Source organism: Lachnoclostridium sp., assembly GCF_031997925.1.
GTDB lineage: Bacteria > Bacillota > Clostridia > Lachnospirales > Lachnospiraceae > Lachnoclostridium.
On sequence record NZ_DAMADT010000023.1, the window covers coordinates 23,444 to 46,811 of the forward strand.

The following is a 23,368-nucleotide window of genomic DNA, read 5'->3' on the forward strand; positions in this document are numbered from 1 at the left end:
ATTTAACGGTATTTCTTCGTATGATTTGCTAGTTCTTTCATTTCTAAAGCGTTCGTTAAAACATTGTCCGTAATTTTAGCACCACCAAGAATTCTTGCCAGTTCTTGAACTACTTCTGATTCGTCTAATTGGCGTATATTTGTATTTGTTGAAATACCATCGGTATTTTTTTCAATAATAAAATGTGTATCCGCCATCGCTGCAATCTGTGGTAAATGTGTAATACATAAAATCTGATGTTCGCCAGCTAATAATCCTAACTTTTCAGAAACTTTTTGAGCAGTTCTTCCACTGATACCAACATCTATTTCATCAAAAATTAATGTCTGAATATCATCTTTTTTAGCCATCACGGATTTTATAGCCAACATGATTCTTGACAATTCACCACCGGATGCAATTTTTGCTAGTGGTCTAATTGGTTCTCCTGGGTTAGTTGAAATCATAAACTCAGCTTCATCTAAACCATTTACCGTATAATTGTTAAGTTCTTTCATCTCTATCTCAAATTTAACATCTAAGAAATTTAAGTCAATTAAAGCTGTTTTCATCTTTTCCGCTAATTGTAAAGAAGTTTTTCTACGAATAGAAGATAAAATCTCACATTCTTTTCTTAATTTTTGTTCGGTCACAGATATTTTTTGATTTAGTTCTTGCAAATATTCATCGTAAGCTTCGAATTTTTTCTTTTTTGAATCCAAATTTTTATAATAATTAAAGATCTCACCAATGCTATTTCCATACTTTGATTTTAAGTGATTAATTAGATTTAAACGATTTTCAACTTCTATAAAACCGTCTAAACCATCACCGGAATCACTAAGATACTCAGAAACATCACGATTAAAGTCATTGAGTAGCCCCTCAATATCAATTAATTGCGTTAAAAATCCATTTAATTGCAAATCATACTCAGATATCTTACTTAAAAATTTTACCGCTCGGCTAATTAAATCAGCTGCACTATCTGAACTGTCTGATGTTTGCTTGTAAGCTCCTGATAGATTTTCATTAATTAAATTTGCATTGGATAATTTTTTATATTCTGCTTGTAAGCTGATATCTTCATCCATCACAAGCTTCGCTTCTTCAATTTCCTTCATCTCATATTCTAAAAAGGAAAGTTCTCTTAAACGTTTATCCTCGTCTATCTCTGCGTTATCATATTCATCTTTTAATTTTTGATAAGAATGATATAATTCTTGAATTTTTTCTTTATGTACCGTTGCTTCCTCTTTTGCAAAACGGTCTATCATCTCTAAATGCTTATGTTTATATAATAAGGACTGATGTTCGTGCTGTCCGTGGATATCAAGCAACAAGGTAGCAATATCTTTTAACAATTGGGCAGTTACATTTTCTCCATTTAATTTGCAGATGCTTCTGCCATTTGACATAATCTTTCTAGAAATTAATATCTGGCCATCTTCTTTTGGCAAATCATTCTCCTCAAGAAGTCTTAATACTTCAGGACGATTTGTTACAAACACCAATTCTACCAGCGCATATTCACAATTTTTTCGAATAATGTCTTTGGTTACTTTACCGCCAAGTGCAACATTAATAGAATCAATTAAGATAGACTTACCAGCACCGGTTTCACCTGTTAATATATTCAAATGATCCTTAAAATAAACTTCAACCTCGTCAATAATGGCAAAGTTTTTAACATGCAAACTTAGCAGCATAGTTCCCTCCTATAATTTATAATCAAACATATGTTCGTTTTTTATTATTTTAGCATATCTTGTCTATAAGTTCAATCCCTGATTCTTTAAAATTTAATATTATTCAAAGCGGATATTCGCAATCCGCTTACGCTACCAGCTCTACCTCATGCCACTACGTAGCCAAACTAAAAAAGCTCTGCACCCAGTCATATGTTATTCAATCATACGAACATGAGGCGCAGAGCCAATTTCATTTACCCATGACAAAGAAAATTTAAGTAGCGTGCTTTTTCTTATTAGAATAGAAATCATGAAGTAAATATAGTTTTACTTTTTTAATTTTGTCCAGTGTTTCCAATCTTCACAACATTGACCTTACATGCAAGTCTTCTACCGTTTACTGTTGCATAAACAGTGGTTGTTCCAATCTTTCTTCCTGTTACCAAACCACTACTATCAACAGTAGCAACATTTTGGTTATCAACATCCCAACGTACTTTCAGATTACTTTTGGAATCAATATCAATTCGAAGTCTTTCTGAACTATATGTTTCTAGTTCAAGATTTTTCTTACTAAGACCAACGACATAAACCGTTATCGTTGCTTTTCGTCCTGACTCCGTCATAACAGTTATATTGGCTGTACCAACTTCCTTTGCAAGTATCCTACCTGTGGATTCATTCACACTTGCAACCACTGGGTTATCAGAACTCCAAGTATACGAATCCGTTGAGTTGTTAGGTACCATAGAGATACGAACAGTCTTTGTCTCACCTGGAGACATGATAACTTCTGATTCCTGTACTGTAATTCCTGTACTTGGCACTGGTGCTATGACACGTACATAACAAATTGCTGATATACCACTACTGTCATCTGCTTTCGCAGTTACAATACAATTTCCTGGCTCTAATCCCGTGATAACACCATTCTTATTTACTATTGCTATTGCTTTATCACTGGAACTATACCGTGGCGTTTTAAAGGTTGCATTACTTGGTCTTACAGTAGCCTTTAAATTATACGACTTACCTTGTACTAAAGTAATATAGTTTGTATTAAGGTCAATACTTGTTACCAAACGACTTACTCTGACAGTACAGGAAGCCTCTGCCCCTGATCCATCTGTTGCGTGTGCAGTAATCGTTGCCGTTCCAAGTTTCAATCCCTTTATCTTACCATTTTTGTCAACCGATACAATCGATTTATTACTAGTTGTCCAACGAATTTCCTTATTTGTTGCTCTCTCACCTTCAATTGTCGCAACCAATTGATATGATTTTCCAAGTCCAAGTCTATAAGATGTCTTATTTAACTTAATTTGCGTAACGTATTCTTCTACTGTAACTGTACAATACTCTCTAAAGCCTCCGTCTACACTCTGCACCATGATGAGAGCTAAACCACCAGCTACACCAGTTACTTTACCCTTCTTATCTACTTTAGCAACTGCAGTATCTGAACTAGTCCATATCACATCTTGACTTACTTTACCTTCTGGTAATACCGTTGCTTCTAGTTCTAGCACACCACGAACACGTATTGTTTCTTTTTTACTACTTATCTTAATACCAGTTGTTGGTTGAACGACTGTTACAGCGCAATAACCAGTGGAACCACTTTTGGTTTTTACCATGATGATACATTGCCCAGCACCTTTTGCTACTATCTTACCAGTATTTGAGACAGTCGCTATACTCTTATCGCTCGATTCCCAGGTCAAGTTCTTTTCTGTAGTATCTGCAGGAGTTAGTGTTGTCTGGAAATAATAATAATCACCAACATTTAAGACTAGCTTCGTAACATCTAATTTTACAGCAGTTGCAGTTCTTTTCACAGTAATGTTACATGTAGATAAAAATCCTCCGTCAACCGTTTTTAGGATAATGGTTGTACTACCTACTGCCCTTGCTGTTACTAAGCCTGTACCATCGACTGTTGCCACTGATGTATTGGTTGAAATCCATGTAACAGCTGCATTATAAGAATCTGCTGGTTTTACAGTATAAGTAAGTCGGAACGTTTCTCCAACAAACATATCTTTTGTTTTGTAATCTAGAGAAACACCAGTAACTGCTTTCGTAACTGTTACATTACAGGTTGCTTGTACATTCGCATTGTTTGCTGAAGTAACAATAATGGCAGCATTTCCTGTTTTCTTTAATGTTACTTTACCGTTTTGATCTACTGTAAGTACGCTTTCATCAGAGGAACGCCAAACAATAGGCTCATCTTTTGCAGCGATTGGCTCAATTGTTGCAAATAATTTAAAACTACCATTGGATAATGGTACTTTAACAGATGTATCAGAGAGAATAATTTTCTCGATTGGTTGATATACTCGAATCAAACAAGAGCCTACTACAATATTATCTTTATTGATGGCACTTAGCACTGCCACGCCGCCACCAACACCTTGGACGGTTGCAGATAAATTTCCAGGATCAACAATTTTAAATACTTTCTCATCCGAACTTACCCAATGCAATTTTACATCATTAAGCTTTGGATCAACCGTTGCATTAACAGTAAGGTAATCGCCAATTCCAAGCTTTGCTGTACTTGGATTTAGAGTAATTTTATTTACAGTTTGTATAACTTTTATTTTACATTGTAACTTCTTAGTAATACCATTGATAACTTGAGTTACCGTGATAACAGTATCACCAGCGGTAATACCCTTTACTAAACCATCCTGATCTACGGAAGCAACTGCTGGGTTACTAGATTCCCATTTTACAGGTACTTTGCTTGAAGAGGTTAGTGCAAGCTGAAGTGTGGAGCCTGTATAGATAGTTGCTGATGTATAATTTAAACCAAGACCATCCAGTACCTTAACTTTTAACACTCTTGTTTGATTGCCCGGTTCATCTTTAAATGGATTATCTGGTCTTGCAGTCATTGTAATTAAAACATCACCAGCATTCTTAGCTGTAACTACACCTTTCGCATCAACCGATGCAATATTATCATCACTTGAGCTATAACCATACCAGTTTGATGCCTGCATATTAGAGTTACCATAAATATCATAAGTATCTCCAACATTCATCGTGATTTCTTCATGATTAAAGAACAAAGGAACTTTCAAAGTAAATTCCATTCTTTGAACTGTACCGTTCGTCTCTAAGTAAATATCTGTTGGTCTTGCTGTGATAAAATAGGAACCAGCTTTTACATTCTTAAAAGAAACTGTGTTTCCAATCTCACTGATACTTACTTCCATCAGATCAGTCTTATCGATTGCAAACTTTTCTCCGGTTATGGAATCTCCTTTATGAAATTCCCAAACTAAATTACTAGCTTTTACTGCATTGGTCTCTAACATAAAGTTTGGACCAGTAGCATTATACGTAAATGCACCACTCATTCCATCTCCAGTGCCAGAAATCTTACCCGTAGGTGCTACAACAACCGGTAATTTAATGACATCGGATACATTATTGTATTTTGTCATTGTCTCAATGGTTATCATAGAATAACCAGCACCATTTGTGGTAACAACACCATTTTGATCGACCGTTACAACGTCAACATTACTACTTTCAAAACGTAGTGAAGGTGGTATTGAGGTCGTCACTGAATCACCTTCTGGAACATTGACATCAAAGTTGTCTGCATACTTAGGATCGTAAGTAGTATATTTCACCTTTAATAAATACTTTTTATAGTTACTGCTTGAAACATCTTTTAACTGTAAGCCATATTCACTACTAGTATTTAAAAAGGTTGTTAAAAGGCCAAAAAAACCGTCTTTTGATTGACCATCCGCCAACTTAAGCGGTACATGTATTGTACAGTCAATTCGATAATTATATCCACCACAGGAAACAATCGCACCAATCTGGGAATATCCAGGTCCTACAGCGATAATATCAGCATTATTATTTTCCTTTTCCACTAACTTAATAACGGAATTATCGATTGACTTTAAATCCCATTTTACCACCGCATCCGTTGGTAAAGATGCTGAAGAGTGTCCGATCGTTAAATTCAACGTCCCACTCTTTACCTCAATTAAAGAATTGTTAGTATAATTTTGTTGACCATCTTTAAAGTATAGTATGCCGGTTGGCATAGTAACATCTGCTGCTTTCGCGTTTTCCACCATTGGTGTAATAACAACTTCCCCATCGGTATTCGTAATTGGAAATAAATTAAATACCATTACCATGCATAATAAAAAACAGGCAATTTTCCTTCTGCTTTTGAATCTCATTCTTCCATCCCTCCATTATATTTTCCATCGCCAAGAGGTAACTTATCTAATGTACTACATCGCCACCTGTCTCGCTGTTTCCTAACTATGCTTCTTTTAGAACAATTTACCAGTTATCTTTGACATTTGTGTGTCATTAACCGTGAAAAAGACCTATTTTATATCAATTTTCAACATTAGAAACAATATCTACATATTATTAAAGTTTTCCATTATGAAAGATGATATATATTTTATCTTTTTCCTTTAAGTTATATCGACATCTTTCGCTATTTACTTAGTTTATAATTAAAGGAAATGTTTAGTAATTTCGGATTAATCAGTTGTTTTTTATATTGAAATAACTCGCGTATACTCTCATTTTATATTTAAGTTTCGTTGATCGTATGTAAATTTATTTTATCTTAAATCCTTAATATCATTTAGTAAACTGTCGGTACACAAATAAATATTATACTTAATAAAACATAATTTCTTTTTGTAAGTTACATAAAAAAGAGGATAGCTTATTATCCGGTCTATCCTCAATTCTATATGTATTAATAATTTTCATTTAATCATACTTACCACATTTTGCTCAATAGAAAAAAACATATACATATGTTATATTAAATTTATTTCCTCTACACAACTATCTAAATGTTTTTTTATAATATTAAATATACTCTGTTTAGTTAATTCTACATGAAAACAAATATTACTTTTTTCATCATCTAACCATTGTTCGTCATTTTCAGCTTCATCTAGACATGGATATTCCTTTTCTCTCACATATTTATATAATGTATTCGAATCATGAATTATAGCAAAAAGAATATTACCTATCTCATTTATATAGATTGTTGTATTATGTACTGATGAGTAATAAGGTGTAATTAATAGGTCTAACTCGGAACAACTAAAATAATACCATGGTGTTTCTTCATAATTGTCTACTTTTAATTTCTTGTCATTAAAGAAAGACATATAGTTTTGGTCTGATAATAATTCATCGCATACCGAAATAAACCTTTCAATACCCTTTTGGGGTACGTTGTAGCACAACCTCATAATATATTTTTGCGATGTTTCTGTCAGTAATTCATCAACAAAATCTAGGAAGTCATTGTATTGCAATTTTTCATCAAGATAAAATTTATATCCATGTGGAGTTTCTACTACAAAATTATCATCAACAAAATAATATCTTGCAGACTCATCAAGTAACACTAAATGTGGATAAAGATAGTTATATATAACATCAAATGTCTCAATAAAGCAACATATTAATTCTTGGTCTTCCTTAGATGCCTCTAAACCAAAATGAGTAATAGCATTTCTATATTTTCCTAATTGTTTTAATATTTTTTTTACTTTTTTAGATTTACAATATTTATCAATATAAATATCTAATGTATTTCCATATGTAATAGTTCTAATATTTAAATTAGATATTAAAATATCTTCTAGCTTTTTCCCTTTATCTTTTGCTTCATTTTGCGCTTTATTAAATATATCTTTATTCACTTTTGTATAAATACATTTTTCTTCTTCCTTAACTAATATAGCTTTTAATAGGAGTTCAATTGCATTTTCCAAAAAAACAATACTAATTTTAATTTTTTCATAATATTCACTCTCGCTAATTTCATCATTATTGTAATAAAAAATTTTAAAATTATTAACCGCTATATCTAATGATATTATTGCATTTTCCAATAATGTATACTTCATGCCTCTCACCTCATTTAACTATTTAGACAACTCAACTTCTATTGATATCAACATATTCTTATATTACCTCTTTTATCAGGCCGTAGCAATATTTTAAGAAATATTACATCCTCTCCACATTCTTTAATTAACCTTGACTATGGTTAACATCTTGCCTTTTTTTAATAATAAAAGATACTCTGTTTTATGCAAACTTATCCCTAATATAATTATCTCTCACTCTCATGTACCTAAAGAACTTATTGATTTATAGCTGTAACATAATCTTATTCTGGATTCAAGATGTCCATGAAAAAGCACCTACTAATTAAAGTAAGTGCCATAAATCATTAACTATTTTTTAGGTCTTCTGTTACTTCTTTAATATACGCATCCCAATTAGCAACTATATCAAAAATAACACCTATAATATCTAACAGCCCGTTATTTTTAGCATGTTTATATTTATCTCTCGAATTTGATACATCAAAACCGACTTTTAATAAAGGATTGAGATATCTTTTATGATAATCTGTAATGATTGTATTATGTACTATTGGATAATCTTGATATTTTTCAATTATATATTCATATAAAGTTCCATCAATTACTTTTTGATTAATTGTACCAATATCTTCACTTTGTCCGTCATCAACAATATAAACTAGAGCATCTCCAAAAGTTGTAAGGTACGTTATTCTATCTTTTATAATATCATCAAACGTAATATATGCCATTATACCACCTCCAATATAATTATTTACCATAATTATACATTAAATAATAAAATAATACAATCTATTTTCTGGTATACAAACTAAATGGAGAATATACTTCATCTGTATCAGGAATACTTTCGATCCTATCCTTTATATTTTGTATTCTTTCTTGTAAATACTTATAGGCTTCAGATGTAGTAGTAAATTCTGTTTCCACTTTACGCATAATATCTACGTCATTTGCGACTACTTCTAAAATATCAATTACAGTTAATAATAACTGTTTCTGTATGGTTGCTTTATCATAAATAGCAATTTCATCTAGGTTATTTTCTATCAGGAACTGTTTATATTCATCTTATGTTAAGTATTCTTTGTTTGCTAATTCAAGTGATAAACGCTCTATAACTAACATGTACCCCCCTTTCTATCCCTTAGGGACAATTATAAAGCATCCTATAATAGGACACCTTTTATTTAAAATGTTATTAGAACATAACTACATTATGGTAATTTTATATCTGTCAAATCTTCAACATTACATTGACCTTTATCATTATTCCCGACAGCAACAACCGTCCCATCTTGCGTAATCCAATAGATGTAATATCTCCAGCATCAATATCCACAATATCTGTCCAATCTTCTGTTGCAGCTTGATTCGTTTTATTACCCCAACCATCATAGGAACTGCCATAACTTATAACCGTTCCATCTTTTCGTAATCCTATACAATGACCACTACCAGTAGATACGTCAATTAAGTTTTTTTCATAAGTATGATAGATTCAAATGAAACTTTATCCGTCCAACCAGTACTCACTAATGTGCCATCTGACTTTAAGCCATATACTTTTCTAAACTCAGCAGATAATTCTACAATATCTGTCCATTCTTCAACATCACATTCTCCATCCGTATTTATACCAGTTGCAACAACAGTTCCATCGCTTTTCAGACCATATGTAACCAATCCACCACACGCTATATCAATAATGTCTGTCCAATTATTAGTATTTGTTTGACCATATCTATTATCACCTATTACCACAACCGTACCATCTGACTTCAATCCCATAGTATTAGACCAATTTGCATCTATTGAAACAATATCCGACCAATTATCTACATCGCATTTTCCATCATAGTTATCACCTGTGGCAACGACTGTTCCATCACTCTTTAATCCGACGGTATATCCACCTTTAAATGAAGATTTAGCGGCAACTATTGATATAATATCTATCCAATTGTCAAAATCACATTGACCTGTACTATTATCTCCTATCGCAACAATATTCCCGTCATTTTTAATTGCCACAGTATGTAAACCACTACTTGAAATAGTTTGATAGATTGAATTCCTAAATGAACTCTTTGATTAAAACAGATTCAGGTGCGGTCTACCTGGTCGGAAGTGTTTACACAAAAAACTTGACGCTATCATTTACTCTGGATTATCATAAGTCACTCTATATTCTTCTATGTTCATATCTTTATCTTTCTATACAGAAAAAGAGACACGACTTAATATCGCATCTCTTGAAAATTTAACTATTCTTTTCATATGGTTTATTAAAGTCGCCTGTCCACTCTATAACTGGATTAACTTATCAGTCAGTTTGTCAAAGCACTCTACACAAAGTTTTAAGTCTAACATATCCATATCTCTCTTAGACAGATCTCCATATAAATACCTGAATTTTGCTAATTCAAAATTTTTAAATTCCTTACCACAGCAGTTGCATTTTGAGATTTCGTTAAGATCCTCTTTAAGTTTGACTTTATTTTCTTATAAGTTTAAATAATGTCTTTATTAGGCAGATACCGCTTTCTTATTATAATGCTTTTATATAGACATTTCCGTATTTTGTTTTTATAGTGACATGAATTAAATTATCAATCTTATCATAATCAACTGATTTTATCCATTCACTTAGCATCATCTGTAAAAAGCATCCTTCCAAGTAATTTTCTCCATGATAAAACATAATATATCCATCTTCAATATCAATCGACAAACCATCCAAGGAATACTTCTTTTCTTTTCCATTAATACATTCTGTTATTTCAAATCCATTGCAACCAAACTCCCATTGTTGCAGTTCAATTTCCTCAATAAGTTCTTCAATAGTAATTTTTCTCTCCATACTTACTATCATACTTATTACCTCCAATTTTATATTGAATGTTGTATCACTTTAAAATAAATTGTATTTCTTATATATTAAACTTGTCCATGTAATAATATATTATCGAAAGAATAAAAATATGATAAGTAAATATGGTGGCATTAAAAAGTATCTTGAAAAAAATATAGATAAATCATAATCAATAATTCTTTCTACTTTTCACTGATTCACTTTTAAGGCATTTAATATTATAATCATTAATTTATACCTATTCACCATTTAAACGTCAACATAAAAATTCATTTAAGGCATCTTGATTCAACATACAAAAAATGGTTCTTAATAAAGGTTGGGGTGTGTATCATTTAACATATTCCCAACCTTCTTTTTATGTAATAAAATAAAAGAAACCTCCCCAAAAATGCCCGTCGTCCAAACAATCACTTTCAAAGGAGGTTCCATATAAATGCACTCTAATTGTACCAGAAATCGTTTAGATCTAAAAGATGTTTATATCAAAAAAGTTGTGCATGCTGATCACTATGTAAAGATATTCATTGAAACAGCTCCTTCTTTACATATTTGCCCTGACTGCGGTAATCAAACCAAACGCATTCATGATTACCGTTATCAAGAAGAAATTAAGGATCTGCCATTTCAAATGAAACATACATATTTGGTCCTTAAGAAAAAGCGCTATGTCTGCCAGTGTGATAAAAGATTTACGGAAAAATATCATTTCCTTCCCTCTTATCAACAGCGTACTTTAATCTTAAAGAAACAAGCCGAACAGAGCGTAACCGTGTGAAGTTCTTCGTTTGTGACATGTGGAGCCTTACGTGGACTTAGCAAAAGCTTATTTCCCTAATGACACAATCATTATCGACAAATATCATTTCATCCGGTATGTTACATGGGCATTTGAAAATGTAAGAAAAAGACTCCAGAAAACAATTTCTGCAAACCTCAGAAAATACTACAAATGTAGCCGAAAACTAATACTAACTCGCTATGCCAAGCTAAAGATGAAAACAAGAAAGCATGCGACCTTATGTTGCTTTACAATGATGACTTGAGAGTAGCTCACAATCTCAAAGAATGGTTCTATGGTATTTGCCAAAGCGTAAAGTATTCTTAACGAACAGCTTTCTGGGATTGGGTTAAAACAGCTGAAAAATCAGGAATACCTGAATTTGAGAACTGCGCCAAAACCTATAGAAACTGGTCAAAAGGTATATTAAATCCTTTAAATATAAATATACAAATAGACCTACCGATGGCTACAATAACAAACTCAAGGTACTGAAAAGATTATCTTTTGGAATGCGTAACTTCAATAGATTCTGAACAAGAATTATACACTGCACTATCTAATTAGAAAATGGACGACTAGGCAAGAGGCTTATTTGGCACTCCCAAAAACATGAATTAAAAACATAAACATTAAAATAGCTCTAAAAACAGTAATGGAGCGGGATTCCGTGAATCCCACCCCATTACTTGACAAAGAGCCAAAAAATAAACAGAGTAGATTAGTGACCCATTCTACTCTGTTTTATATTATTAATCAACTAAATCTCAAAATCTATACAGGCACGTTTTTCTCTTACTTTACCTATAAAATCACTGACTTCTTTATGAGCTGGATGTACAATATACTCCTGTAATGCTTCGAGATTATCAAATTCACTTATTAATACTAAATCATAGTTTTCCTGATTAGCAAGTGCATGATTTAGTTTCACAGATAAACTTTTTAGTGTTGGAACAATGCCTAGAAGTTTTTCCAACATTTTCTTTGCAATTACGGTATTTTCTTTTTGGGTTCTACCTTCTGCTTCTGAAACATTACAATATGTCGTATCATAAGCTACACCTTTCTTGATTACTCTTCCCAGTTATGATAAACCTGCTGTACATCATCATCCTCATCAAGAAGATCTAAGGTACGGTTTATGTTCTTTAAGTCTGTTTCATCCGAAAGTTCCACCCATGTTTGAGGAATCATGGTAACTTCCGCTTGCATCATTGGCACTTTAGCATTTTCTAATGTTTCACGCACTACGCTGAAATCATCTGGCTCAGTTAATACTTCAAAACTATCGTCTTCTTCATTAAAATCGGATGCTCCAGCATCAAGTGCAAGCATCATAAGATCATCGGATGCCATATCGCATTCTTCTTTGTCGATGATAATCTGACCTTTTTGATCAAACATATAAGATACACAGCCCTGTGTTCCTACACTACCATTACCTTTGGTAAATGCATTACGTACATTTGCTGCAGTACGATTCTTATTATCAGTTAACGCTTCTACAATAATTGCGGTACCACTTGGACCATAACCTTCATAAGTAACAAATTCATAGTTAACAGCATTACCTTCTCCAGCAGCCTTTTTAATGCTACGGTCGATGGTGTCATTTGGCATATTGTTTGCTTTCGCTTTTGCAACAATATCCTTTAACTTATTGTTATTATTAGGGTCTGGACCACCTTCTTTAACGGCAACTGCAATCTCACGGCCAAGTCTTGTGAAGATTTTTCCTTTCGCAGAGTCGTTTTTCTCTTTTTTGTGCTTAATGTTTGCGAATTTTGAATGTCCTGACATGGTTATACTCCTTTAATTTCTTTTCTTTCTAGTAGATAGTTGGGAAACACCACAACTATAGCTGTCAAAGACAGCACTTTATAGCAATAGATTGCATCAAAATGAATCTATTGAAATATCTTAATCACTTCAGTTGAGACATGCTAAGCGTCTTTATTCATGATAAGAAAAGTTCGCAAAGCCTACTTCTTCTTTTATCTTATTTGTTGCCGTTAGCTATTTTTGACAACTTTTCCATTACAGAAATGGTATCTGGAACTGTCCGAATTGCACACATAATTGTATCATCTCCAGCAATACAGCCGACGATACCTTCAATATGAAGTGCATCTAGTGCTGCTGCTACCGCCATCGCCATACCAGCAACCGTCTTTACTATGATAATATTTTGTGCCATATCCATTGACACAAATCCATCTCGTAAAATTCGAATATACTTCTCTGCCATACCAGATTCCTGGTTTGCAAGAACAATGTACTTCTGCTTGCCGTTATCAGTTGCTACCTTAGTAAGCTTTAACTCTCTTATATCTCTTGATATCGTTGCTTGAGTTACATGATAGCCAGCCTTTACAAGCAGATCCGCAAGCTCTTCTTGAGTTTCGATAGTATGCTTGCTTATTAACTCAATAATTTTACTCTGTCTTCCTATCTTCAATCTTGTACCTCCCCAAAGTTTCTACCTATCTCCGAATTTCGTACGCAGTAAATGAAAGAAGCTATGGCCTTCCAAACGAACTAACTTCACTCTTTCCTTCGCTTTTTTTATCAGAATTCGGTCATTCGCCTGAAGTTCCATCGAAAAGCTACCATCTACCGTGATAATCGCTTCCTCTTCTTGTGTTTTTTTACTCTCTCTTATCTGAATCTCTACTGTATCTTCACTTGTTACAATAATACTTCTAGCATTTAGAGAATGTGGACAAATTGGTGTAATCATAATCATCTCGGCTTTCGGTGTAACAATTGGACCACCAGCGGATAAATTATATCCAGTAGAGCCAGTCGGCGTCGAGATAATCACCCCATCACCTCGATAATTCTGAACAACCTCACCATTAATTAAAATAGAAACACCAATAATTCTTGAGAATCCACTCCTTGTAATCACAACATCATTGATTGCGCTTGCCTTTAAGCTACTTAAGCTCTGATCCTCTTTCAATACTGTAGCATCTATCATCATACGGCTTTCTATATTATATTGATCAAGAAACAGATTCGAAAATGCCTGTTCCATTGTTAGAACTTCAATCTCTGCTAAAAATCCTAACGTACCTAGGTTTACCCCTAAAATTGGGATATCTAATTCTAGCAAATCATGAGCTGCCTGTAAAATTGTTCCATCACCACCTAAGACAATGGCACACTCTACATCTTTTGGAATTCCAGAAACATCTGTATAGCTTCCTTCTAGGCAAGACTCTTCCGTCACATAAACAACTTTTCCATTGGCTTTTAAAAACTCTAACATCGTTCGAGTAATCGTTAAATCTTTATCTTTATCTCTATTTGCAATAATGCAAAACTTTTTCATTTAACCACCATTCCTGCGTACACTAATAACGCATATAGTTGAAAGATATGCAATTTTCGTTTATTTTCGCACAAATTAAGTAAATGCTAGTTTCAATATAACATACCGATATCACCTTGACAAGTGTTATAATGTCTGATGAGCTCTTGATACAATCTCAGTAACACTTTGTAAGAGCGTACTAATATCCTCTGACTGTGACTTTCTCATATGGAGTAAATATTCGATATTTCCTTCTGGACCACGAATTGGGGAATAATCTAGATGTAACAATAAAAATCCTAAGGTATTCGCATAATTCATGACCATCTCAATCACTTCTTCATGAACCTTTGGCTCACGAACAACCCCTTTTTTCCCAACCTTTTCTCTCCCAGCTTCAAACTGTGGCTTAATTAAACAAACAATTTCTGCCCCATCTTTCATTAGCGCATGAACAGGTTGAAGAACTTTTGTTAAGGAGATAAAGGCAACATCAATGGACACAAACTCCACTTGTTCCTTGATGTCTTCTGGCGTTACATGGCGAATATTGGTTTTCTCCATGGAAATTACTCTCTCATCTTGCCTTAATTTCCAAGCAAGTTGATTTGTTCCAACATCTACGGCAAATACCTTGATAGCACCGTTTTGTAGCATACAGTCCGTAAACCCACCAGTAGAAGAACCCACATCCATACAGACCTTTCCCACTAAGGAGAGTTGATGCTCTTCCATTGCTTTTTCTAATTTATATCCACCACGACTAACATATTTCAACGCAGTACCTTTCACTTCAATCGAAACTTCTGGTTTAAACATGCTTCCAGCTTTATCTTCCTTTTGACCTTCAACATAAACATTCCCAGACATAATGATTGCTTTTGCTTTTTCTCTTGATTCTGCCAGATTTCTAGCTACCAGCAGAACATCCAGACGTTCTTTCATCTATAGCCTCCATGCTGCGACTATCCTTTTAGGAGCGGCTAATGGCTCAAGTTTGGCGCAGCACAAACTTGTTGAGTGAAAGATTAAAAATCTTTCACTCTTTACCTCATTTCTGCATCGCCCTTTATCTTCTTACAAGACAATGCATACATTTAAGCTTGTGAATGCAGTACAGACACAAACTTATTTTATTCTTGGCTCACATCTGCGAGCCACACCTCGCATACAAATTAATGAATCACATTTCCCTCTTCCATAAAAGCACAAATTTTATTTACAATGGCTTCTTCATCAAGCCCAAGTTTTTCTTTTAAAAGCGAACGATCTCCATGCTCTACAAACATATTCGGTATGGAAATATTAAGATGCTTAATTCCTCGGTAATCATTCTCACATAAGAATACCGATACTTCTTCTCCAAATCCGCCGCGCTTAACATTCTCCTCCATCGTCACAAATAAAGTATGCGATTTTGTTAATTGATGAAGCATCTCTTCATCCAATGGAGAAATAAATCTTGCATTGACTAAAGTTGCCTTAAGCCCAAGCTCATGCAAATGCTCCCTTACTAAAACAGCGGTCTCCACCATACTTCCAACAGCAATAAGAGCAATTTCCTCTTCAGAAGCGATTAACTCGCCTTTTCCATAAATTATTTCTTGTTTATGATCTTCTAATCCTAGATATGCTTTATTTTTTGGATATCTGATTGCAATCGGCCCATCAAACTCAATACAAAATTCTAGCATCTGTTCAAATTCCCAGGAATTCTTAGGAGCAATTACCGTAAGTCCTGGCATATGGGATAGGTACGATAAATCAAACATACCTTGGTGAGTTTCTCCATCATTTCCCACAATTCCTGCACGATCTAGCGCAAAAACAACTGGTAATTTACCAACACATACATCATGAAGTATCTGATCATACGCTCGTTGTAAAAATGTAGAGTATACAGCAACTACTGGTTTAAACCCAGCTGATGCTAATCCTGCCGCAAAAGTAACCGCATGTTCTTCTGCAATTCCAACATCAAAAAATCGTTTTGGAAACACATTTTCAAATGCTGTTAAACCAGTACCATCTGGCATCGCAGCTGTTATCGCTACAACATCGTTACGGACCTTAGCAAGTTCTATCATCTTCTTACCAAAGATTTCAGTATAAGAAACCTCGGTATTTATTTTAAGTTTTTTCCCTGTTTTAATATCAAATGGTTCTACACCATGAAATTTACATGGCTCTTTTTCCGCAGGTTCGTATCCCTTACCTTTTTTTGTTACAGTATGGATTAATACAGCACCATTCACTCTGGATGCAGATCGAAGTGCTGTTAACATTTGATTGATATTATGACCATCAATTGGTCCAATGTACGTAATTCCCATATCTTCAAACAACATACCCGGAATAAACAAATGTTTAAGGGAATCTTTCGATTGCTTTAATGTTGTAACAATTGCATCGCCGACCTTCGGAATTTTCTTTAAGGCTGTCTCCAAGCCGCCTTTAAAATTCGTGTATCGATAATTTGTTCTCGCCTTACCTAAATAGTTTGACATACCGCCAACATTTTCTGATATGGACATATTATTATCATTTAAAACGATAATCATGTTTTCCTTTAATCGGCCAGCATTATTCAGTGCCTCAAATGCCATACCGCCGGAAAGGGCTCCATCACCAATCACAGCAACCACTTTACGCTGTTCCTCTGCTAGTTCCCTTGCCTTTACTAAACCAACTGCAACAGAAAGAGAAGTAGAGCTATGTCCAGTGTCAAATGCATCACAATTGCTCTCCTTACGCTTTGGAAATCCACTCATTCCTTCGTATTGACGTAATGTCTTAAAATCATTTTTTCTTCCTGTTAATAATTTATGAACATATGCTTGATGTCCAACATCCCATACAAGCTTATCCTCTGGAAAATCCAAAAATAAGTGAAGCGCCATTGTAAGTTCAACAACACCTAAATTTGATGCAAGATGCCCTCCCGTTTTACTCACATTTGCGATTAAAAACCTTCTGATTTCTGCTGCCAGCTGGGTATACTTTTTTGCACTTATTTTTTTAATGTCATTTGGTTGATCTATTTCATCCAATATTTTCGGCACTACTTCACCTTCTTTTCCTCTATTTTTCTCTATTCATTAAATAAGAAACCAATTCTGTCAAAAAACTATGTTCAAGCTTTAAGGCTTTTAATTCCTCCATAGCTTCTTTTGATAAACGCTCTACTTCTTTTTTACTTTCTTCAATACCGCAGAGGGAGACATACGTTGTTTTTTGATTTTTCTCATCGCTATTGATTGGTTTCCCTAATACTTCCATCGTACTAGTTACATCTAAGATATCATCTTGAATCTGAAACGCTAAGCCAACTTTTTTTGCAATCTTAATAAAGCGAATAAGCTCCTCTTGATTCGCTCCAGAAAGTATCGCACCAATTAGAAAAGAGGCCTCTAAAAGAGCACCTGTCTTTAACTCATAGATAAAAAGTAATTCTTCTTTCGAAAGTGCGGAACCAGTGCGCTCCACATCAACGACTTGTCCACCAATCATGCCATACATTCCAGCTCTACTTGATAACATCTGATATGCCCTTGAAACTCTATCATAAAGTGTCAATGCATCTGCGCTATTTCCAATATCTTTTACGCACCCAAATGCTTCTGCCACTAATTCAAATGCTCCATTTAGTAAAGCATCTCCAGCTAGTATCCCCATATCCTCACCATATTTGGCATGGGTAGTAAGCTTACCACGGCGATACTCATCATTGTCCATCGCTGGTAAGTCATCATGTACGAGAGAATACGTATGAATCATTTCTAAAGCTACCGAAAACTTAGCAACAATTTCATCTAATGATTTAAACCACGTCGGTTCTGTATTCACATTCACAGTATCCTGTGTCTGTTCTTTCAATGCTTGATAAGTTTCTAATAGAATAATTGGTCTTATTCTTTTTCCACCTGCTAACAAACTGTAGGAGAGCGCATCAAATATTGTTTTTTGCTTTCCTTGTACTTTTGGAAGATATGCTGTCATCATCTGGGCAAATGTCTCCGCTTTTTGATGAAGCTTTTCTTCTATGTTAACGTCAGTATTCATATGTCTATCTCCCTACGTATTTTTTTTAACAACTACATGATGAATTGGTAAAACAATTCACTTGTCTTGAACAAGCAAAAGCACACTTTACGAACTTTTCCTTGTTATAAGTAAGTATAATATAGTTACACTCTTTAAAACATGCCCGCTTAGAGGCTAGATATTTGTACCGAGGATGATGCAGGCACAAATAGTAGCGAAAGAAAATGTATAATTTTCTTTCAATCTTGAAAACATCACGCCAAAGGCGGCACAAACTTCGGTGTGAAACTTAGAAATTCTTAGTCATCGTATTTTGCTGACTTAGAATTTCTTTTCACACCTCGCCCTCTTCTTCTAATATTATAAGTTGCTTCTCCACCTTATCGATGGATTCATTGCATTGTTTTAGAAGTTTCATTCCTTCCTGATATAAGGCGAAGGATTCTTCTAAACTGATATCCTCTTTTTCTAAATTAGCCAGGATATCATTCAATTGTTCTAATGATTTTTCTAAACCTTTTGATTTCCCCGCCATTTTTACCTCCAATAGCATGTCGTGAAGTCCGCTACCTTTCTATCGATTCTACCCCTATTGTCCTTGCCTTAATCATTCCATCTGTTACAGCGATTGTTAGCTCATCGCCAGGCTTTGTTTTCGTAATACTATTTACCACCTTACCAGAGCTATCCGATACATAGGAAAATCCACTTTTTAATTTATCAAGTGGTGAGGCTGCTTTTAATCGTTCTATTTGAATATCCAGCAAATGTCGTTTATACCTTATTAACTCATTCATTCGCTGTCTTAACTTATTTTCTAAATCAATTGTATATTGTCGTTTTTGTCGTAATGCATATACAGGGCTTAGATGAGTTAACTGTAACTGCTTCTTCTCAAGCTCTGATCTTGCCATCGTAATCCTTCTCATTACACATTGCACAAGCGTTACATGATAATCTACTAAATTTGATAATAAAATTTCGATCTCTGGTACTGCAAGTTCCGCTGCTGCAGACGGAGTTGGAGCTCTTAAATCAGACACAAAATCTGCAATCGTAACGTCAGTTTCGTGTCCAACAGCGGATATAATTGGTATGCTACAATCAAAAATAGCACGAGCAACCATTTCTTCATTAAAAGCCCATAAATCTTCAATAGAGCCACCGCCACGCCCAACGATAATGGTATCCACACCTTTGGCTTCCAGTGCCCTAATTCCGGCTACTATCGTTTTGGCTGCTCCTTCACCTTGTACTTTTGCTGGATATAATATTAACTGTACATAAGGGTTCCTTCTTCTACTAATGTTAATAATATCTTGAATTGCTGCACCAGTACTAGCTGTTACAATTCCTACTGTCCTTGGATATGGTACGAGTGGCTTCTTATGACTTGAATCAAATAGACCTTCTTCATTAAGCTTACGTTTTAATATTTCAAAGCGCTCGTATAAAAGCCCTAGACCATCCGGTCTAATTTCTTTTGCATACATCTGGTATTTTCCATCGCGCTCATAAACACTGATGCTACCAAGGACGATAACGCTTTGACCTTCCTCCAAGCGAAAAGGAAGACCAGTTCGATTGCCTGCAAACATTACACACGCCATCTGACCCGTCTCATCCTTTAACGTAAAATAGATATGTCCAGACGTATGATACTTACAGTTCGATACTTCACCCTTCATATAGATACGATTCAGGACATAGTCTTTTACAAACATATTTTTGATATAGTTATTTACTTGAGTTACGGAATATACCTGTTCCATATTAACACCATCCTACTGCAAGCAAGTGAATCATTTCGTAATTCACTTTAAAAAACTTATTTTTATTATTCAATTACCTTAGCCAAAATACCATTCACAAAACTTGCAGAGGAATCTCCACCGTATTTTTTTGCAAGCTCGATGGCTTCGTTAATTGCAACTTTTACCGGCACCTCTTCATCAAATCGTATCTCATAGGTAGCAAGACGCATAATGTTTAAATCAACCTTACCCATACGATTTAACTTCCAACCACTGGAGGCGTTAGCAAGAATTGTATCAATTTCACCTAGTTTTTCATTGATTTTATCAAATCTCACATTCAAATATTCTTGTTGTTCCGGTGTTATACTCTCTAAGGAGTCAAAGTAAAATAAAACCTGTTCTATAAGCTCTGTAGGCTCATGAAACTCCTTACGAAACAGCATACGAAATAAATGTTCTCTAATCTCTCTTCTTGTCATCCTAACCTCCGACTTTTTCAATTACAAATTTAATTCTTAATCCTAAAACAAACGTTGAGGCTGCCACTTACACATAAGGTTATGTATTCATGACACCCTCACCGGTAAAATTCTTCCTTCATTATGAGTCAGTAAGCTGTCTAGCCTCAAATATTATTGCTTATCATGCTCGATTTCTACGCCAACTATACGGATGTTAACATCGGAAACCGATAACCCAGTCATACTTTCAATCGCTGCTTTTACTCTATCCTGTACGGCAGCTGAAGTTTTAGGGATGCTATATCCATATTTCATTGTTATCGATAATTCTACCGATACAGACTTCTCCATTAATTCAATCTTTACACCCTTGGAAAGATTCTTCATTCCAAGCTTTCCAACAATTTCTTTGGTAAGATTACCGGTAAGTGCTGCTACACCTTCTACTTCTGTAGCTGCCAAGCCTGCGATTGTTGCTACAACATCATCTGCAATCTTAACCTCGCCAATTTTACTTGACGACTCCATGTGATATGCATTGTTCTTTTGGAGTTCTTTGTTCATATCATTACCTCCTATATCTCATGCGTTAAACGCGTTCTTTTTTTTACTTTCTGCTTCTATTATAGCAAACGAACTTAAATTTGCAAAGTGTTTTCTATCTATCTACATTATTTACGTATCTAGTTTGCTTATACAAAACGAGAGATAATCGTACTCATCCCTCGGAAGTTTTTAAATTTGTAGGTATATTCAAAGCATGAAACAAGAAAAAGTGCTCTATGCTAAATTTTCATTGTTAGTGTAGTATAGCGAAATACGATATACTAGCTAATAAAACATAGCCAGCTACACTCGGTACAGCAAATTAAAAATACGTATTCAGTTTCACTAGATATAAAAAAGGCCTATTTACCTCTATCAATAAATGATAAGATAAAAGGCCTTACGTTTTAACTAATTAATTTAAAACATCATCATTCTATTCAACAACAACTGCTCCTACAATTGTGATTTTATCAAGTGTGACACCAGTCTTTGTCATAACTACATCTTCAATAATAGCCATATCTTGCTCCGTTAAGTTTGGAGCATTTACTACAACATCAACACGACCTTCATTGATAGTAACAACAGCATCGCTAAATCCCTTTGCATCAAGTTGTATTTCAGTTGCATTTTCTTTTTCAGAGATTGCTGTTAACTCAAGAACTCTATCTCCTGCTTGTTCTTTCTGTTTAGCAGAGATATTTGGATTCTCAACGAGTGCAAGTAAATCTTCTCTACTTTTTGCTCTAGTCTGTTCTCTCTTTAACTTAGCATTTGCGAAAAAGCTTTTATCGATTACATTACTATTTACTAAAACTGCTTCCCCTGGATTTGTGCCTTGATCGTCCTTTGCTGTACCATTTTCATTTGAAGTCTGTGCACTATCCTTATCTTTTTCTGCAAGTTGATCGGTAGCGTCTTTATTAGCATCAGAAGCTGTCTTATTTTCATCCACGATTAGATTTCCTTTGTCATCTACCGCTATCTGATCCATTTGATCATCAGCGATATCAGCATATTCTTCTCCATCGCTATCTGCAAAGATATCATATCCAAGTGTATCCTTAGTAGAAGTTGCTACATCCTTAGCCGGATCTTTCGTACTGTCCTTGGCAAAGTTTAAGTATCCTGCTACTGCAATCATTATTGCAAGTGCAGTGATAATAATTTGATTTTTCTTAAAAATATTTTTCATGTATGTAACCTCCGTTTCTCAATATTCTATTGAATTTTGTGGAATTCTTCTTAAATTCCACTACATCTGTCCTAACTGTACTAACTAATTACTCATCTGCAGTACCTTAATCTTATGTGCAGGGACATTAAATAACACCTCAATTGCATTTACAATATCTGCTGCTATCCTTCCGTCACCACCACCCTGTGCAAGTACTACAACGCCTTCAATCTGAGCCTCTATTTCCTTCGTAACGTACGGAGCACTCTCCCCTGATTGATTGGTTATAAGTACCGTTTCTTCCTGATTTTGTGTACTACTGTTGTCTCGGGTTCCGCCCTCATTATCCGTCTCCTTCAGAATCTCCTGACTGTACGGTGTATCTTTTAAAACTATACGTTCTTTTGAGGTCTTTAGCGTAATCATAACTTTTACTTTCCCGATTCCTTCCACCTTTTCGAGCAGTTTCTCTACTTTATTCTCGTAATACTCTGTGTAAGTCTCTGCTTCTGGCACTTCGGTAGTCTTTTTTGTTTCACTAATGATAGGCGAAACTGTTTCGGTGCTTACATTCTGCTCGGTCTCCTTTTCCTTTGAAAAAATATCGGGGAACGATGTGATTGCTAATATCAATCCTGCCAGGAAGATCAGAATAAGCTGACTCTTTTTTATCTCACCGAGATGAAACTTTTTCACTGAGTTTTTCTTAGTGGTCTGCTCCTTCTTTTTTGTGCCTTTGTTCTTATCAACACTTTGCTCCTCCCAAGCATCTGTTTCCATCTCCATACAGGTTTTCTCTGTATTTTTAATGTTC

The 23,368-nt window shown here is 34.6% G+C and carries 20 protein-coding genes and 1 pseudogene; 1 reads left to right on the forward strand and 20 read right to left on the reverse strand.

Annotation, left to right across the window (positions count from 1 at the left end):
- Positions 1 to 2: 2 nt before the first annotated feature.
- The 7 genes from recN to RTP52_RS14175 all read right to left on the reverse strand — a co-directional run bounded on the left by recN (position 3) and on the right by RTP52_RS14175 (position 10,463).
- Positions 3 to 1,688, reverse strand: coding sequence for a DNA repair protein RecN (recN, locus tag RTP52_RS14150; RefSeq protein WP_312372084.1), 1,686 nt, complete (start codon positions 1,686 to 1,688; stop codon positions 3 to 5).
- Positions 1,689 to 2,005: 317 nt separating this feature from the next.
- Positions 2,006 to 5,890, reverse strand: a complete 3,885-nt coding sequence (locus RTP52_RS14155) for an Ig-like domain-containing protein (RefSeq protein ID WP_312372086.1) — start codon at positions 5,888 to 5,890, stop codon at positions 2,006 to 2,008.
- A 603-nt stretch (positions 5,891 to 6,493) separates the two neighbouring features.
- Complete coding sequence (locus RTP52_RS14160) at positions 6,494 to 7,603, reverse strand: hypothetical protein (RefSeq protein ID WP_312372087.1); 1,110 nt, start codon at positions 7,601 to 7,603, stop codon at positions 6,494 to 6,496.
- Positions 7,604 to 7,932: 329 nt separating this feature from the next.
- A complete protein-coding gene (locus RTP52_RS14165) occupies positions 7,933 to 8,319 on the reverse strand; it encodes a hypothetical protein (protein WP_312372089.1) in 387 nt (128 codons plus the stop codon).
- Between the two features lie 506 nt (positions 8,320 to 8,825).
- Positions 8,826 to 9,089, reverse strand: a complete 264-nt coding sequence (locus RTP52_RS20565) for a hypothetical protein (protein ID WP_442913539.1) — start codon at positions 9,087 to 9,089, stop codon at positions 8,826 to 8,828.
- The gene (locus RTP52_RS14170; RefSeq protein ID WP_331661602.1) at positions 9,062 to 9,658 is read right to left on the reverse strand and encodes a hypothetical protein; all 597 of its coding nucleotides are present in this window, start codon (positions 9,656 to 9,658) and stop codon (positions 9,062 to 9,064) included. The genes RTP52_RS20565 and RTP52_RS14170 overlap by 28 nt, the downstream gene beginning before the upstream one ends.
- A gap of 481 nt (positions 9,659 to 10,139) precedes the next feature.
- Positions 10,140 to 10,463, reverse strand: coding sequence for a hypothetical protein (locus RTP52_RS14175; RefSeq protein WP_312372092.1), 324 nt, complete (start codon positions 10,461 to 10,463; stop codon positions 10,140 to 10,142).
- A gap of 436 nt (positions 10,464 to 10,899) precedes the next feature.
- On the opposite strand from RTP52_RS14175, the pseudogene RTP52_RS20570 reads away from it, so the two are divergent.
- Positions 10,900 to 11,780: pseudogene (locus RTP52_RS20570) on the forward strand (transposase).
- 224 nt (positions 11,781 to 12,004) lie between these two features.
- On the opposite strand, the gene RTP52_RS14195 reads toward RTP52_RS20570, so the two are convergent.
- The 13 genes from RTP52_RS14195 to RTP52_RS14255 all read right to left on the reverse strand — a co-directional run.
- Positions 12,005 to 12,331: a Dabb family protein gene (locus RTP52_RS14195; protein WP_312372149.1), complete on the reverse strand. Its 327-nt coding sequence runs from the start codon at positions 12,329 to 12,331 to the stop codon at positions 12,005 to 12,007.
- Positions 12,319 to 13,047: a YebC/PmpR family DNA-binding transcriptional regulator gene (locus RTP52_RS14200; protein WP_312372096.1), complete on the reverse strand. Its 729-nt coding sequence runs from the start codon at positions 13,045 to 13,047 to the stop codon at positions 12,319 to 12,321. The genes RTP52_RS14195 and RTP52_RS14200 overlap by 13 nt, the downstream gene beginning before the upstream one ends.
- 199 nt (positions 13,048 to 13,246) lie before the next feature.
- Positions 13,247 to 13,705 carry an arginine repressor gene (gene argR / locus RTP52_RS14205; RefSeq protein ID WP_312372098.1) on the reverse strand — a complete coding sequence of 153 codons (459 nt, stop codon included), beginning with the start codon at positions 13,703 to 13,705 and terminating at the stop codon, positions 13,247 to 13,249.
- Positions 13,706 to 13,726: 21 nt separating this feature from the next.
- Entirely contained in the window at positions 13,727 to 14,584 is an 858-nt protein-coding gene (locus tag RTP52_RS14210; protein ID WP_312372100.1) for an NAD(+)/NADH kinase, read from the reverse strand.
- Between the two features lie 126 nt (positions 14,585 to 14,710).
- Positions 14,711 to 15,511 carry a TlyA family RNA methyltransferase gene (locus RTP52_RS14215; protein WP_312372102.1) on the reverse strand — a complete coding sequence of 267 codons (801 nt, stop codon included), beginning with the start codon at positions 15,509 to 15,511 and terminating at the stop codon, positions 14,711 to 14,713.
- A gap of 230 nt (positions 15,512 to 15,741) precedes the next feature.
- Positions 15,742 to 17,628 (reverse strand): 1-deoxy-D-xylulose-5-phosphate synthase, encoded by a 1,887-nt coding sequence (gene dxs, locus RTP52_RS14220; protein WP_312372103.1) that lies wholly within the window; start codon positions 17,626 to 17,628, stop codon positions 15,742 to 15,744.
- A gap of 19 nt (positions 17,629 to 17,647) precedes the next feature.
- A complete protein-coding gene (locus tag RTP52_RS14225; RefSeq protein WP_312372105.1) occupies positions 17,648 to 18,628 on the reverse strand; it encodes a polyprenyl synthetase family protein in 981 nt (326 codons plus the stop codon).
- Positions 18,629 to 18,944: 316 nt separating this feature from the next.
- On the reverse strand, positions 18,945 to 19,145 hold the full coding sequence (gene xseB / locus RTP52_RS14230; protein ID WP_312372107.1) for an exodeoxyribonuclease VII small subunit: 201 nt from the start codon (positions 19,143 to 19,145) through the stop codon (positions 18,945 to 18,947).
- A 31-nt stretch (positions 19,146 to 19,176) separates the two neighbouring features.
- Entirely contained in the window at positions 19,177 to 20,382 is a 1,206-nt protein-coding gene (gene xseA / locus RTP52_RS14235) for an exodeoxyribonuclease VII large subunit (protein WP_312372109.1), read from the reverse strand.
- A 65-nt stretch (positions 20,383 to 20,447) separates the two neighbouring features.
- On the reverse strand, positions 20,448 to 20,846 hold the full coding sequence (nusB, locus tag RTP52_RS14240) for a transcription antitermination factor NusB (protein ID WP_312372110.1): 399 nt from the start codon (positions 20,844 to 20,846) through the stop codon (positions 20,448 to 20,450).
- Positions 20,847 to 20,999: 153 nt separating this feature from the next.
- Positions 21,000 to 21,392 (reverse strand): Asp23/Gls24 family envelope stress response protein, encoded by a 393-nt coding sequence (locus RTP52_RS14245; protein ID WP_312105764.1) that lies wholly within the window; start codon positions 21,390 to 21,392, stop codon positions 21,000 to 21,002.
- 418 nt (positions 21,393 to 21,810) lie between these two features.
- Positions 21,811 to 22,572 (reverse strand): SpoIIIAH-like family protein, encoded by a 762-nt coding sequence (locus RTP52_RS14250; RefSeq protein ID WP_312105762.1) that lies wholly within the window; start codon positions 22,570 to 22,572, stop codon positions 21,811 to 21,813.
- A gap of 84 nt (positions 22,573 to 22,656) precedes the next feature.
- On the reverse strand, positions 22,657 to 23,368 hold a 712-nt coding region (locus tag RTP52_RS14255; RefSeq protein ID WP_312372111.1), incomplete at its 5' end, for a hypothetical protein.

Coding starts and splice junctions, on each gene's coding strand:
- xseB (WP_312372107.1), bottom strand. CDS start 19,145: ATGGCGGGGAAATCAAAAGGTTTAGAAAAATCATTAGAACAATTGAAT.
- RTP52_RS14175 (WP_312372092.1), bottom strand. CDS start 10,463: ATGATAGTAAGTATGGAGAGAAAAATTACTATTGAAGAACTTATTGAG.
- RTP52_RS14245 (WP_312105764.1), bottom strand. CDS start 21,392: ATGAACAAAGAACTCCAAAAGAACAATGCATATCACATGGAGTCGTCA.
- RTP52_RS14160 (WP_312372087.1), bottom strand. CDS start 7,603: ATGAAGTATACATTATTGGAAAATGCAATAATATCATTAGATATAGCG.
- RTP52_RS14215 (WP_312372102.1), bottom strand. CDS start 15,511: ATGAAAGAACGTCTGGATGTTCTGCTGGTAGCTAGAAATCTGGCAGAA.
- RTP52_RS14250 (WP_312105762.1), bottom strand. CDS start 22,572: ATGAAAAATATTTTTAAGAAAAATCAAATTATTATCACTGCACTTGCA.
- RTP52_RS14200 (WP_312372096.1), bottom strand. CDS start 13,047: ATGTCAGGACATTCAAAATTCGCAAACATTAAGCACAAAAAAGAGAAA.
- nusB (WP_312372110.1), bottom strand. CDS start 20,846: ATGACAAGAAGAGAGATTAGAGAACATTTATTTCGTATGCTGTTTCGT.
- xseA (WP_312372109.1), bottom strand. CDS start 20,382: ATGGAACAGGTATATTCCGTAACTCAAGTAAATAACTATATCAAAAAT.
- RTP52_RS14210 (WP_312372100.1), bottom strand. CDS start 14,584: ATGAAAAAGTTTTGCATTATTGCAAATAGAGATAAAGATAAAGATTTA.
- recN (WP_312372084.1), bottom strand. CDS start 1,688: ATGCTGCTAAGTTTGCATGTTAAAAACTTTGCCATTATTGACGAGGTT.
- RTP52_RS14165 (WP_312372089.1), bottom strand. CDS start 8,319: ATGGCATATATTACGTTTGATGATATTATAAAAGATAGAATAACGTAC.
- RTP52_RS14155 (WP_312372086.1), bottom strand. CDS start 5,890: ATGAGATTCAAAAGCAGAAGGAAAATTGCCTGTTTTTTATTATGCATG.
- RTP52_RS14225 (WP_312372105.1), bottom strand. CDS start 18,628: ATGAATACTGACGTTAACATAGAAGAAAAGCTTCATCAAAAAGCGGAG.